Origin of the sequence: Glacieibacterium arshaanense, from assembly GCF_004681125.1 — a bacterium.
GTDB lineage: Bacteria > Pseudomonadota > Alphaproteobacteria > Sphingomonadales > Sphingomonadaceae > Polymorphobacter_A > Polymorphobacter_A arshaanense.
The window spans coordinates 136,824-149,696 of sequence record NZ_SIHO01000004.1; the positions used below are offsets into that span (position 1 = coordinate 136,824).

General features: G+C 66.1%; 12 protein-coding genes. 5 read left to right on the plus strand and 7 right to left on the minus strand.

The annotated features are described in order from the left end of the window. Positions 1-30: 30 nt before the first annotated feature. Both EUV02_RS15300 and EUV02_RS15305 read left to right on the plus strand, forming a co-directional pair. Positions 31-552 (plus strand): flavin reductase family protein, encoded by a 522-nt coding sequence (locus EUV02_RS15300; protein ID WP_135247177.1) that lies wholly within the window; start codon positions 31-33, stop codon positions 550-552. A 12-nt stretch (positions 553-564) separates the two neighbouring features. Then, on the plus strand, positions 565-2,010 hold the full coding sequence (locus tag EUV02_RS15305) for a lipopolysaccharide biosynthesis protein (protein WP_135247178.1): 1,446 nt from the start codon (positions 565-567) through the stop codon (positions 2,008-2,010). Here EUV02_RS15305 and EUV02_RS15310 read toward each other — a convergent pair. From EUV02_RS15310 to purH, 3 genes are all read right to left on the minus strand, one after another. Next, entirely contained in the window at positions 2,007-2,657 is a 651-nt protein-coding gene (locus tag EUV02_RS15310) for a hypothetical protein (protein WP_135247179.1), read from the minus strand. The genes EUV02_RS15305 and EUV02_RS15310 overlap by 4 nt on opposite strands. 12 nt (positions 2,658-2,669) lie before the next feature. Next, a complete protein-coding gene (locus tag EUV02_RS15315) occupies positions 2,670-3,116 on the minus strand; it encodes a DUF2721 domain-containing protein (RefSeq protein WP_135247180.1) in 447 nt (148 codons plus the stop codon). Positions 3,117-3,261: 145 nt separating this feature from the next. Further along, positions 3,262-4,854 (minus strand): bifunctional phosphoribosylaminoimidazolecarboxamide formyltransferase/IMP cyclohydrolase, encoded by a 1,593-nt coding sequence (gene purH, locus EUV02_RS15320; protein ID WP_135247181.1) that lies wholly within the window; start codon positions 4,852-4,854, stop codon positions 3,262-3,264. A 112-nt stretch (positions 4,855-4,966) separates the two neighbouring features. On the opposite strand from purH, the gene EUV02_RS15325 reads away from it, so the two are divergent. Next, positions 4,967-5,611 (plus strand): glutathione S-transferase family protein, encoded by a 645-nt coding sequence (locus EUV02_RS15325; RefSeq protein WP_135247182.1) that lies wholly within the window; start codon positions 4,967-4,969, stop codon positions 5,609-5,611. 14 nt (positions 5,612-5,625) lie between these two features. Next, complete coding sequence (locus EUV02_RS15330; protein WP_135247183.1) at positions 5,626-5,982, plus strand: DUF1428 domain-containing protein; 357 nt, start codon at positions 5,626-5,628, stop codon at positions 5,980-5,982. A gap of 620 nt (positions 5,983-6,602) precedes the next feature. Here EUV02_RS15330 and EUV02_RS15335 read toward each other — a convergent pair. From EUV02_RS15335 to rpe, 4 genes are all read right to left on the minus strand, one after another. Beyond that, on the minus strand, positions 6,603-7,634 hold the full coding sequence (locus EUV02_RS15335) for a DUF7064 domain-containing protein (protein ID WP_135247184.1): 1,032 nt from the start codon (positions 7,632-7,634) through the stop codon (positions 6,603-6,605). Between the two features lie 159 nt (positions 7,635-7,793). Next, entirely contained in the window at positions 7,794-8,285 is a 492-nt protein-coding gene (locus tag EUV02_RS15340) for an SRPBCC domain-containing protein (protein ID WP_135247185.1), read from the minus strand. Positions 8,286-8,345: 60 nt separating this feature from the next. After that, the gene (locus EUV02_RS15345; protein WP_243445942.1) at positions 8,346-10,097 is read right to left on the minus strand and encodes a heparinase II/III family protein; all 1,752 of its coding nucleotides are present in this window, start codon (positions 10,095-10,097) and stop codon (positions 8,346-8,348) included. 10 nt (positions 10,098-10,107) lie between these two features. Next, positions 10,108-10,764 carry a ribulose-phosphate 3-epimerase gene (gene rpe / locus EUV02_RS15350; protein WP_135247187.1) on the minus strand — a complete coding sequence of 219 codons (657 nt, stop codon included), beginning with the start codon at positions 10,762-10,764 and terminating at the stop codon, positions 10,108-10,110. A 128-nt stretch (positions 10,765-10,892) separates the two neighbouring features. Between rpe and EUV02_RS15355 the strand changes: the two genes are divergently transcribed. Next, positions 10,893-12,860 carry an alkyl/aryl-sulfatase gene (locus tag EUV02_RS15355; RefSeq protein WP_135247188.1) on the plus strand — a complete coding sequence of 656 codons (1,968 nt, stop codon included), beginning with the start codon at positions 10,893-10,895 and terminating at the stop codon, positions 12,858-12,860. Positions 12,861-12,873 lie beyond the last annotated feature (13 nt).

Consider the following 12,873-nt stretch of genomic DNA (forward strand, 5'->3'; position numbering starts at 1 on the left):
CCGCCCGCCAGTTGCTTTAACGACGCTGCCATGGACGAACCCGCACCGATTGACACGATAGACGCCGCCGGACCGTTCGAGCCGCGGACGCTGCGCGACGCTTTCGGCTGCTTTGCCACCGGCGTGACCGTCATCACCGGGCGCGATGCCGACGGTGTCAGTGTCGGTCTGACGGCGAACAGTTTCACCTCATTGTCGCTCGATCCGCCGCTGTTGCTGTTCTGCCCGGCGAAATCGGCGTCGGCGTTGCCGGCGCTGCGTGCCACCGGGCGCTTTGCCGTCAACGTGCTGCACCGCGAATCCGAAGCCGTCGCCAATCGCTTCGCGACGCGCAACATCGACCGCTTCGCCGATGCGGTGTGGGACGATTGGGACGGGCTGCCGATCCTGGCCGACGCACTCGCCAGCTTCGCCTGCAGCCTGCACGCCGAACATGACGGCGGCGATCACATCATCATGGTCGGCCGTATCGAGCGGCTGCGCTTCGAACATGCGCGCGATCCGCTGCTCTACCTCAAAGGGCGCTACCGGCGGGTGCACGCGCCGCAATGACGCGCTGAATCGATGAGCGACACCGGCGATACCGACCTGCTGGCGCGCGGCGGGCGCACCAGCTTTGGCGGCTTCCTGCTGCGGCTTGGCGCGCGCATGCCGTTCCTGTTCATTGCCGGGCGCATGTACGGTGCCGAAGCGCTCGGGCTGTTTGCCTATGCGACGATGGTCATCGAACTGATGGCGCAGCTCGCGACACTGGGCTTGAAGCGCGGGCTCGCCGCCGAACTCGCCGAAGGCGCGCTGCCGGAACCGCAGATTGTCGCCGATGCGTTGCTGCTGGCGTGGATTGCCGCGATCGCCGGCGCGCTGCTGCTGGTTGCGGTGCCGGGCATCGTGTTTCCTAACGGCGGCGGCGGCGGCTTCGACCGCTTCCTGCCGCTGATGGCGGTGGCTATTGTCACCTCCGACGTGGCGATTGCCGCGATGGCATTCCGCCACAAGCTCGGCGTCGCGGTGGTGGCGCGCTCGGTCGTCGAACCGTGGACGCTGGCGATTGTCGCGTTGCTGATGGCGTTCACGCCGCTCAAGCGCGACGGCTTGCTGATCGCCTATGCCGCGTCGATGGTCGCAGCGATGGTCGCCAGCCTGCGGCCGCTCATCCGCGAATTCGGCTGGCCGTCGGGCTGGTCGCCGCACTGGCGCCGGCTGTTCGAACTGGCGCGCGCCAACCTGCCGCTGGCCGGTGCAGACGCCGCCGAATGGGGCTCGCGGCGTCTCGACATCTTCATCCTCGGGCGCTTCGCCAGCGCCGAAGTCGTCGGCATCTATTTCATCGCGCAACAGATCGCGACGCTACCCGGCAAGCTCAAGAGCAGCTTCGATTCGATCCTCGCACCGGTGGTGACGCGGACGCTGGCCGCCGGCGATACCGACGGCGTCGCCGCGCACATCCGCCAGGTCGGCTTCTGGATTGCCGCAGCGCAGCTCGGCGCCGTTCTCGCGCTGGGGTTCACCGGCGAGGCGAGCCTTGCGCTGTTCGGTTCGACCTTCGCGACCGGCACTGCGGTGCTGGCGCTGCTGCTGCTGGTCGAATTCCTCGGCGCACAGGCGTCGATTTCGGAGACCGCGCTGATCTATCTGCGCCGCAAGTCGAACCTGCTGCTGTCGGTTGCCGGACTGCTGCTGCAGACCGGGATCAGCCTGTGGCTGGTGCCGATTTACGGCGGCGTCGGTGCGGCGGCGGGGCTGGCGATTGCTGCGCTGTTCCTGGCGCTGACCAAATCCGCACTGCTGCGCCGCGTGCTCGACACGCCGGTCATTGGTTGGCGCTGGTCGCTGGTCGTAGCAGCGCTGCCCGCCGTGATTGCCGGCCTGCTGGTGCAACATCTGCACGGGCTGGTGCAATTGATTGTCGGCATTCCGTTCGTGCTCGGGGTGTTCGCTGCAGTCATCTGGACAATCGGCTTCCGCGGTCCCGACCGTTTGCTGTTCGTGCGCGGCAAGGGGCTCGGCTAGCGCGCCTTCGCCGGCAGCGCCGCCGCCATCGTCGCCAGTTCGGCTGTGGTCATGTCGTCACGGAACGGCTGCCTCGGCACCGGGCAGGCATCAACGCGCAGCGGCCGCGGCTGGCGGTCACGGGTATCGTTGACATAGCATTCGTCGAATACCGAACAGTAGCAGACGCGCGCCTTGATGGCGCCGGCGCCCTTCAACAACGTTTCCACATAGCGCACGCCGTCAGCCGCAGTCAGCGTGACCAGCATCTGCTTTTGCTGCGCACCGATGACAAAGCCGCTGACGCTGGCGCTTTCGACCTTGAACGCGGCGCTGCCGCCCAGCGCCTGCACCAGCGCCGCGATATCGGCAAGCGGCTGGCCGCGAAACCATAGCTCGAGCGTCTCGACGCGCGCCGGGCCGATACCGTTGTTGTCGAGCTGCAGCTTCAGTTCGGCACCGGTGGCGCCGCTCCGGTCGACGACGCTATCGAATTCGATGTTGGGCCAGCTGTTCGCCGCGACCAGCTTTTCCATCGCGCGGCCGTGCTGGATGCCGAGCCACAGCGATACCAGCGAGATGATGAAAGCCGATCCCCCGAGCGCCATGTCGAGCCAGCCCTTGCCCGAAGGGTGCGCGTGCGGCGTGTGGACTTCGGGGGCTTCCATGACGCGCCTTTGCTACTGCATTTCGTCGGCGCCACCATAGCCGATGCTGGCTTCCTGCGCGAAGCGGTAGAGCGCGAACCCCAGGAACATCGTCGCGATGATGAACAGCATGCCCGCGCCATAGGCGTAGTGAAATCCCATGAACTCAGTGACGAACAGGATCGCCAGCAACAATGTCGCGCAGATGCCGGCGCGCAGCGCTGCGACCATGCCGCTGTGCAGAAAGTGCGCGCGGCGCCGCAGCCGCTCGATGTCGGCCTTCAGATGCGCGCGCGCCGCATCGCTTTCGTCGATGGCATTGAGGCTGCGGACACGGTCGGTGACCGCCGCCAGCCGCGACGACATCAGCGACACAAACGCGGCAACCGAACCCAGAAAGAACGTCGGTGCCGCCGCCGCCGAGAAGATCTGCGACAGTCGCTGCGCGTCAGGTACGAATTGTGGCAGTTCAAGCAACATGGCACCCCCCTGAGTCCAGCACTGCTTTGGTGCCGCAAGTAGGGGTAGGATTCAAGGGCCTCCGGCGGGCAGGCCTGAGGCCTGCACCCATTTGAAGAGCGCATAACAATTGGGCGCAGGCCTCAGGCCTGCCCGCTGGAGGCTCTTAATGCCGGAAATGGCGCTCGCCAGTGAAAATCATCGCCAGCCCGCGTTCGTCGGCGGCCGCAATGACTTCGGCGTCGCGGATCGACCCACCCGGCTGGATGATGGCGGTGGCGCCTGCATCGGCCGCAGCGATCAGCCCGTCGGCGAACGGGAAGAACGCATCCGACGCCACAGCGCTGCCGATAGTCGCGACTTGCGCCCAGCCGGCGGTTTCGGCGGCGTCGCGGGCCTTCCACGCGGCGATGCGCGCCGAATCGAGCCGGCTCATCTGCCCGGCACCGATGCCGGCGGTGGCGCCGCCCTTGGCATAGACGATGGCGTTCGACTTGGTGTGCTTGGCGACCAGCCAGGCAAACAGCATGTCGGCTTCTTCCTGCGGCGTCGGCGCGCGCTTGGTGACGACCTTGCGGCCTTCGGGGATGCCGGTGTTGTCGCGCGTTTGCACGAGGTAGCCGCCGGTGATGGTCTTGACGGTCAGCCCGCCACGCCCGGCGTTCGGCAGGTCGCCGGTCAGCAGCAGCCGCAGGTTCTTCTTCGATGCGAAAACCGCCTTTGCGGCATCGTCAGCGGACGGCGCGACCACGACTTCGGTGAAGATCGCCGTCATCGCCAGCGCGGCAGCTTCGTCGAGCGGACGGTTGACCGCAATGATGCCGCCGAACGCCGACACCGGATCACACGCCAGCGCCTTGGCATAGGCTTCAGCGAGCGTCGCGCCCTGCGCGACGCCGCACGGGTTGGCGTGCTTGATAATGGCCACGGTCGGCGGGCCGTCGGCGAATTCCGCAATCAGGTCGAGCGCGCCATCGGCGTCATTCAAATTGTTGTAGCTCAGCTCCTTGCCCTGCACCTGTGTCGCCTGGCCGATGCCGCGGCCGTGCGGGCCGGCGGGCAGGTAGAACGCCGCCTGCTGGTGCGGGTTCTCGCCGTAGCGCAGCACGTCGCCGCGCTGCGCGATGATCGGCAGCGTTTCGGGGAACATCTGGCCCTGGTCGGCAAAGGCGAACCAGCTGGCGATCATCGAATCATACGTCGCAGTCGCGGCGAATGCCTTGGCGGCGAGGCGCTTGCGCGTCTCCAGCCGCGTCGCGCCGTCGTTGGCGTCGAGCTCGGCGATGATCGCCGGATAGTCGGCGGGGTCGGTGATGATCGCGACAAAGCCGTGGTTCTTGGCGGCCGATCGCACCATCGACGGCCCGCCGATGTCGATGTTTTCGATGATGTCGGGGCGGTCGGCACCGCGTGCCACCGTCGCCGCGAACGGGTAGAGATTGACCACCACCAGGTCGATCGGCGCGATGCCGTGCTCGGTCATCGATGCGACATGACCGGCGTCGTCGCGCAGCGCCAGCAGCCCGCCGTGGATCGTCGGGTGCAGCGTCTTGACGCGGCCGTCCATCATTTCGGGGAAGCCGGTGTGGTCGGACACGTCGGTTACGTCCAGCCCTGCATCGCGCAGCGCCTTGGCGGTGCCGCCGGTCGACAGTAGCGCGACGCCACGCTTGGCGAGCGCCTGGCCGAGTTCAATCAGCCCGGTCTTGTCGGATACCGACAGCAGCGCGCGGGTGATTTTGACGTGGTCGGTATTCATGGGCGGGGATTTCCTGCGGACTGCTGGTGACGCGCGCCTCCTAGCGCATGTCGCGGCTCGATTGAAGCGCGCAGATGCGGCATAATCGCATGGCAGGGGGAGGCAAAGGCGCATGACCGGATTGGTGCTCACCACCTATGACTGGGTTCCCGACGGCCCGCGCGGCTTTGTCCGCGACCTGCGCGTGCGCTGGGCGCTCGAGGAGGCCGGGCTGCCCTACCGCGTCGCCAGCGTGCCGTTCCAGCATCGCGACGCCGACCATTTCGCGCACCAGCCGTTCGGCCAGGTGCCGTGGCTGACCGACGGCGACCTGTCGATTTTCGAAAGTGGCGCGATCCTGCTGCATCTGGGCGACCGCAGCACGGCACTGCTGCCGGCTGATCCGGTGGCGCGCAGTACCGCGATCCAATGGCTGTTCGCGGCGCTCAACTCGGTCGAAATGGCGAGCCTGCCGTGGTGGCTGCTGCGGCCCGCCGATGGCACTCCGTCGCCGGCGTGGGAGCGCTTCGACACGTTCCTCGGCGCGCGGCTGGACCACCTCGAACCGGTGCTGGCGGCACGCGAATGGCTGGCCGGCGACTTTTCGGTGGCCGATATCATGATGGCCGACGTGCTGCGCCTGATCGACCGCTTCGACCGGTTGGCGTCGCATCCCGCCGCGCGCGCCTATGTCAACCGCGCCACCGCCCGCCCGGCGTTCGCCAAGGCACACGCCGACCAGCTGGCGCACTTCGCCGCCGCAGACGGCGCGGCCTGAAAGGAGCAAGCACCATGTATGTCGCGGGCATGATCATCCCGGTTCCGGCCGACAAGCAGGACGCTTACCGCAAATGGGCCGAAAACAGCGCGCGCGTGTTCAAGCGCTACGGCTGCCAGGAAATCGTCGAAGCATGGGAAGACTTCGTCCCCGACGGCAAGCACACCGACTTCCGCCGCGCCGTCGCGGCGAAGCCGGGCGAAAAAATCGTCTTCGTCTGGCAAATCTGGCCCGACAAGGCGAGCCTCGATGCCGCCGAAACCCGCATGCACGCCGACGGCGTGCTCGACGACTTCGACGAGATTCCGTTCGATGCCAGCCGGCTGATTGCCGGTTGCTTCACCCCGCTTGCCGTGATGGGGCGCGACTGACGCGTCCGTGTCCCCGGTCAAAGTGCAAAAGCGCCGCTGATGCTGCACGCGAAGTCGAGCGACCAGCCCGGGCCTGCTACATCACCCCTGATCCCCTCCCGGCACGGGAGAGCCGACCCGCACCAGCGAGCGGGCGTAGGCGTATAACCCCAATCAACATTTCACTTGACTTCACGAACCGAATCGGTTAGTAGATCAATCAAGGCGACGGGAAATGGGTGTTTCCCGTCCAACCTGTCCGGGCTCACGATCGCCACTTGCGTACCCGGACGTGTCGTTTCACCGCCGCGCTTTTCAGCCCCGCGCTCTGTCAGGTCGAGGACTTCAGCTCCAAGTGTTCCAAGGAGGGCACTTACGTCTGCACTAAATGCGTCCAAAAAACGCGTGAACTACAGCGTAATATACGCGTTCGGCCTTGGAAGCCGTCGCCCTCCGCTACCGGCTACCTCGACCAGCGACACAAAGCCTGCCTCTTCCCGGTAACCAAGCAACCCACCCAAGGAAGCCGTTACCGGGAAGAGGATTTCCCCCGCCGTGGCGGCGGGGGAACAGATAGCCAGGACGATGGACCGGGGCGGGGATATCCGCTGGCCGGAAATTCGTCGTGGGCGTTCGGCAGCCTAAAACCCCGCGCTGCGCCCGCTGGGCTGGCCGTCGACGATCTGATCGAGATATTCGCTCATGCCGTAACCGACGCGGCCATTGCAGCGATATTCGGTCATACCCTCGGTGATGCGCGTCTGCAGCTCGACGCCCTCGGGCGTGGTACGGCGGTTGCGCAGCGGAATCAGCGACAGCACCTTGCCTTCGACTTTGTAGGTCTTGCCGCCCTCGGTGCCGACCACTGCCGTCAGCGCGCGCTGATAGCCGTTTTCGTCCCAGTCGGTTTCAATCGTGCAGCTGTTGACCATGTCGTACTTGCCGTCGCTGAACACCATGCCGCTCGCCCGGGCATTCTTGCCGGCGCCGCCGACGGTGAACATCATGCCGAAGTCGGGGCCAAAGCTCATCGGGCACCAGCGGTACCAGTCGATCGCCTGCCAGTGTCGCGGGCCCCAGGACTTGTCGCGCAGGCCGTAGCCGTCGATTTCCAGCGTCTCGTCGCCGACGCGGATCGTGCCGCGACCGGCGCACAATTGCTCGTAATGCGCCGGGGCGAACGACTTTTCGGGGTCGATATCGAGCTTGCTGCCATCGGCATTGATCGCCTCGCCGCCGTACATCGGCGACAGGCCGGTATAGTCGATTTCGACGCTGCACGGCAGCGACGGGTTGTTGCGCCACGCCGTCTTGGGATCGGCCATCTCGAACGGATTGGCGAGCAGCAGCACCTTGCCCGAATAGCTGACCTTGAGCCGCTTGAACGGCTCGACGACGTCGATCTTCAGCCCGCCGGCTTCCATGCGGTCGTTGTTGGCGATTTCGGGCCGCCCGAACATGAAGCCGATACGGCCGTCGGGCAGATAGATGCAGACGGTGATTTCGGCATAATGTTCGTTCGGGCGGTTGCCGATGCGGAACCAGCCGCCGGCCTGCTTCGCATGGTCGAAGACGTTGAAATACATGCTTTCATTGTAGTTCAGCGCCGCGACCGGCGGATGCGTGTATTCGTCCTGCGGTTCCAACCGATAGTGAAGTTTCGGATCGCTCATTTGGGCACCTCGATACCGCTGCAATGTCATCGCGCCAGTGCGCGTACGCCGAAGTTAGACACCAATATCATGCGGACACAAGCGGTGACGGCGTTCGCCCGGGCATCGCACCGGGCCTGCAAGTGCGGCGTACGGCAGCGCCGGGGGGTAGGTCTGCGGTTACGGCATGCCCAGGCTGGCCAGCAGCTCATGCAGCTGCCCGAACTGTTCGGCCATGCCGCCTGCCATGCCGTCAAAGGCTTCGTCGAGCGCCGCTTTCGACGGGTAGCGTTCGCAGTAGACCAGCTGCGTCGTGCCGCCCTTGTCCGCGAAGGTCACCGTCGTCAGGCCGCCGTCATCGCTTTCATCATTGGTCCAGACCAGCCGCGACCCCGGCTCCACTTCGACGTACCTGCCGAAGAAAGCAAAAGTCTCCGCGCCCTCATGCCCGAACTCAAGCCGGTATTGTCCCCCGGCGCGCAGATCCATCTCGCACGACAACAGCGGCACCCCCATCGACTTCGGCGCCCACCAGCGCATGAACAGTGTGGGCGTCGTCCAAGCCTCGAAGACAGTCTGCGCCGCAGCGTCAAATGTCCGCGTCGCGACGAGCTCCTGATCCGATTGGCGCTCCACCACCGTGCGGTTGGGTTGGCCCCCGTGGTCGGTCATTGAACTTCTCCTTGAGTCTGAATTCCTCAATGATGGTGTCCAATGCATCGAAGCGCGGTGCTACTTCCCCGCGCGCTTGAACGACCAGTTGACGTTGGTGCCGGCGGCGACGCCGTTGCCGGTCAGCACCAGCTGGTGCGTCGGGCGCGGTTTGCCTTCGGCGTCGATCCAGACGCTGTCATCGACACTGAGCGTCGCGCCGCGCGCCTTGAACGCCCAGATGCGGCCGTCGGGCAGTTTGAGCAGCGCGCCCTGCGCGTCGGCGGTCGGCGTCGCCTCGACCCCGGCGCCGAGGTGGAAGCGGATATCGAAGCGCGTTGCAGCGCGACGGCGGCCACCACGGCCGGGTGCCGTTTCGAGCAGATCCTCGCCGCGCACGTCCTGGCCGTTCGCCGACACGAACAGCCGACGGCGGTGCAGCAGCCCGTAGCGCTGGCCGTAGCCGTCATGGACCATGTCGAGCCAGACGCCGTCCTCGCTTTCCTGGCGGTTGGCGATGACTTCCTCGACGCCCTTGCCGAGCGCGCCGTCGGGGCGGATGCGCGTCGAGTTGCTGTCGGCGAGCACCAGCGTCGAATGTGCGGCCGTCGTCCGCAACGCCGCGGCAAGCGCCGGCGGCAGCGGCTTGGTCAGCCCGGTCAGCGGCGTATCGGCGCCGCCGCAATTGACGACGACGCGGTTGGCGCCGTCGGAGAATTCAAACGCCAGCGTGCCGGTGTGGGCGCGCTCGGCAACGCGCGCGACCGGTGGCGGGCCGGCGTCGGCAACGATCAGCGTGCGACCGCTCGACAGCCGCTGATAGCCTGAATCGACGCCCTGGCGCAGCGCCCGCAGCGTCACGCCCGATGCGGTGATCGCGGCGTCGAGCCGCGCCGCACCGACCGTGCAACCGCCGTGCCACGACCCGAGCTGCCCGTCGCCCATGATCGCCGCCTTGAGCGACGGCACCAGCCGTTCGATGCCGTGCGTCAACGCTGACGGCGGCTTGAGGGCGCGCGACCGGTAGCTCGACTGGACGAACAGCAGCAGCTCGAGCAGCCGCAACTGGTCGATCGGGGCGCGGGTCAATATCCCGCCGTCGGGCAGCACCATCACATCGAGACTGCGGTCGAGCAGCGCTTCGCCGCGTGCCTGCCGGCCTTCACCGCCTGGGATCAGCAGCCCTGCAACAATCAGTCCGGCGATGGCCTGCAAGCGGCGCATGCCGTCGGGCATCTTCTCGACGGCGCGGTCGAGATGCCGTGCCCAGCGCGCCAGCGCGTTGAGGACGGCGGAGCGATAGACATGGTCCGACGACGACAGGATGTACGGTGCATAGGCCGTCCAGAACAGGATGCGCGTGCCGATGAGGTCGGGGCGCCATGCCAGTTCGTCGAACTCGCCGTGCGCCGCCAGCCAGCGCGCGACAATCGGCTCGGCGATCTTGGCGCCTTCCTCGCGCGGCGTGTCGCTGGCGAGGTCGCGCAGCCAGCTGAAGCCGTGCGCCCAGTCGCGCCATTGCGGCGGCGCCTGCGGGTCGTTGAAATCGCAGGTGCGCGCCGCGGCGTTGTGGCCGGCGTGCGGCATCTTGCCGGCGCGCAACCGCTCGGCAATCACCGGATCACCGGCGAACGGATCTTCGGGGACGGCGATGAGCTTGAGCGGGAAACGGCCACGCAGCCGGATACGGTGGACGAGCGTCTTGTAGGTCAGCCGGTGGAACGCTGCCGACAGCTTCTCCGACAGCGACAGCCCCTTGTCGCCGTCAACCCGCACCAGCCGCTGGCGCTCGGCCTCGGTATCGGGCGGGGTCGAGAACAGGTCGTCGCTCACGCGCCTCCGGTCAATTGCCGCGCAGCCGCGCGATGTTGGCGGCGTAGTCGCCGCCCTTGAAGGTGGCGGTGCCGGCGACGAGCACATCGGCACCCGCGGCAATCGCGCGTGTCGCCGTCACGGCATCGATGCCGCCATCGACTTCGAGGTCAATGGTCTTGCCGGTCTTGTCGATCGACTTGCGCAGCGCCTCGATCTTGCGGAGCTGGCTGTCGATGAAGCTCTGCCCGCCGAAGCCCGGATTGACGCTCATCACCAGCACGAGGTCGAGCTCTTCGAGGATATAGTCGAGCATCTTCGCCGGCGTGCCGGGGTTGAGCGAGGCGCCGGCGCGCAGTCCCAGCGCCTTGATGCGCTGGATGGTGCGGTGGACGTGCGGCCCGGCTTCGGGGTGGACGGTCAGGATGTCGGCGCCGGCTTCGGCAAAGGCATCGAGCATCGGATCGACCGGTGAAATCATCAGGTGCACGTCGAACGTCAGCCTGGTGTGTGGGCGCAGCGCCTTGACCACCATCGGCCCGACGGTGATGTTGGGGACGAAGTGCCCGTCCATGACATCGATGTGGATATAGTCGGCGCCAGCGGCTTCGAGCGCGCGGATTTCCTCGCCAAGCCGGGCGAAATCGGCGGACAGGATGGACGGGGCGATACGGACCGGCTGTTGCATGGCTTTCTCTAGCAGGGACCTCGACTCGCGCAAAGAGTCGAGTGGCAGTCACATTGCAATTTGCTTGCGAGGCACGCGCCGCCGTCGCATCCTGCGCGGCAAATAACGACAACCTCGGGGTGATTGATATGCGGATGATGTTGGTGGCGCTGGTGGCGCTGTCGGGGGTTTCACATGCGGCGCTCGCCGCCGAAAACACCAGGCCGAGCGCGGCGACCGAAGCGGCCAATGCCGCGCTCGCCGCGACGCTCAACTTCGACGACAAGCAGGACTTCGACTTCGCCACACGCGGCCTGATCGCGAAGCCCGCCGACAGCGTTATTCGCAACAAGGCTGGCGACGTCATCCGCAACTTCGCCGAGGATGCCCAGTTCAAAGGGGCAACGCCCGCCACCGTCAACCCCAGCCTGTGGCGCAACGGTGTGCTCAACGCCAACTACGGCTTGTTCGAGGTCGTTCCCGGGATTTACCAGATCCGCGGCTTTGACCTGTCGAACATGACCATCATCGTCGGCAAGACCGGCTATGTCATCGTTGACCCGCTGACGACCGCCGAAACCGCTGCGGCGGGGCTTGCGCTGATGCGCGCCAAGTTCGGCAACAAGCCGGTGACCGGCATGATCTACACCCACAGCCACGCCGACCATTTCGGCGGCGCCCGCGGCGTAGTCGATGCAGCCGACGTCAAGTCGGGCAAGGTGCCGATCTACGCGCCGCAGCATTTCATGCAGCATGCGATCAGCGAGAATGTCATTGCCGGCAACGCCATGGGTCGCCGCGCCGATTATATGTTCGGCAATTTGCTCGACCGCGGCCCCGATGGGATTGTCAGCAACGGCCTGGGTGCAGCGCGCGCCGGCGGCACGGTGACGCTGATTCCGCCGACGCACGAGGTTACGACCACCGGCGAGACCGCGGTCATCGACGGCGTGCGCTTCGAATTCCAGATGGCGCCCAACAGCGAAGCGCCCGCCGAAATGAACTTCTACCTGCCCGACTTCAAGGCACTGTGCATGGCTGAAACCGCCAATGGCATGATGCACAACGTGCTGACACCGCGTGGTGCGCTGGTCCGCGATTCGAAGGAATGGTCAGGCTATTTGACCGAGGCGCTGCGGCGCTACGGCGATACGTCGGACGTGGTGTTCACGTCGCACCTGTGGCCGCGCTGGGGCAATGCGACGATCAAATCCTATCTCGCCGTGCACCGCGATGCCTATAAATACCTTCACGACCAAAGCGTGCGGATGATGAACATGGGCATGACCGGCCCCGAAATTGCCGAGGCCATCACGCTGCCGCCGGTGCTGGCGCGCGCCTGGTTCAACCGCGGCAACTATGGCTCGCTGAAGTTCAACTCGCGCGCCGTCTACCAGCGCTACATGGGCTTTTTCGACGGCAACCCGACCAGCCTCGATCCACTGACGCGCGTCGAAGCCGGCAAGCGCTATGTTGCAGCCATTGGCGGCGCCAAGAAGGTGTTGGCGCTGGCCGCGACCGCGCACAAGGCCGGCGATTATCGCTGGGAAGCGACATTGCTGACGCATCTGGTCTTCGCCGAGCCCGACAATATGGCGGCCAAGCAGGCGCTCGCCGGCGCCTATGACCAAATGGCTTATCAGGCCGAAAGCGGCCCGCAGCGCAACTTCTACCTGACCGGCGCGCTCGAACTGCGCCACGGCATGTTGCCATCAAAGGCCGCCGCCAGCGACACGCTCGAACTTACGACCAGCCTGCCATTGTCCGACCTGCTCGATGCCATGGCCATCCGCGTCGTCCCCGAACGTGCGCTCGACAACCCGTTCAGCATCAAGATCAACCTCGACAATGGCGAGAACGCGCTGGTCACGGTCGAGAATGGCGTGATGTTCCACGAAATGAACGTCGATGCCCCCGCCGATGCGACCATCACCGCCAAGCGCATGGCGTTCCTCGGGCTAATCGGCGGCGTCGCCAACCCCGCCGACCTTATCAAGTCCGGCGCACTCACCATCACCGGCGACCGGCCGACACTGGCACGCTTCACCGGGCTGTTCGAAGCACCCAAGCGCAACTTCCCGATTGTCACGCCGTTGGTGCCGGTGGCGGCGAATTAGAGCCTCCGGCGGG

Bases quoted from the DNA above. Each gene is read 5' to 3' on its own strand.
- EUV02_RS15300 (WP_135247177.1), top strand. From the start codon at position 31: ATGGACGAACCCGCACCGATTGACACGATAGACGCCGCCGGACCGTTC.
- EUV02_RS15305 (WP_135247178.1), top strand. From the start codon at position 565: ATGAGCGACACCGGCGATACCGACCTGCTGGCGCGCGGCGGGCGCACC.
- EUV02_RS15310 (WP_135247179.1), bottom strand. From the start codon at position 2,657: ATGGAAGCCCCCGAAGTCCACACGCCGCACGCGCACCCTTCGGGCAAG.
- EUV02_RS15315 (WP_135247180.1), bottom strand. From the start codon at position 3,116: ATGTTGCTTGAACTGCCACAATTCGTACCTGACGCGCAGCGACTGTCG.
- purH (WP_135247181.1), bottom strand. From the start codon at position 4,854: ATGAATACCGACCACGTCAAAATCACCCGCGCGCTGCTGTCGGTATCC.
- EUV02_RS15325 (WP_135247182.1), top strand. From the start codon at position 4,967: ATGACCGGATTGGTGCTCACCACCTATGACTGGGTTCCCGACGGCCCG.
- EUV02_RS15330 (WP_135247183.1), top strand. From the start codon at position 5,626: ATGTATGTCGCGGGCATGATCATCCCGGTTCCGGCCGACAAGCAGGAC.
- EUV02_RS15335 (WP_135247184.1), bottom strand. From the start codon at position 7,634: ATGAGCGATCCGAAACTTCACTATCGGTTGGAACCGCAGGACGAATAC.
- EUV02_RS15340 (WP_135247185.1), bottom strand. From the start codon at position 8,285: ATGACCGACCACGGGGGCCAACCCAACCGCACGGTGGTGGAGCGCCAA.
- rpe (WP_135247187.1), bottom strand. From the start codon at position 10,764: ATGCAACAGCCGGTCCGTATCGCCCCGTCCATCCTGTCCGCCGATTTC.
- EUV02_RS15355 (WP_135247188.1), top strand. From the start codon at position 10,893: ATGCGGATGATGTTGGTGGCGCTGGTGGCGCTGTCGGGGGTTTCACAT.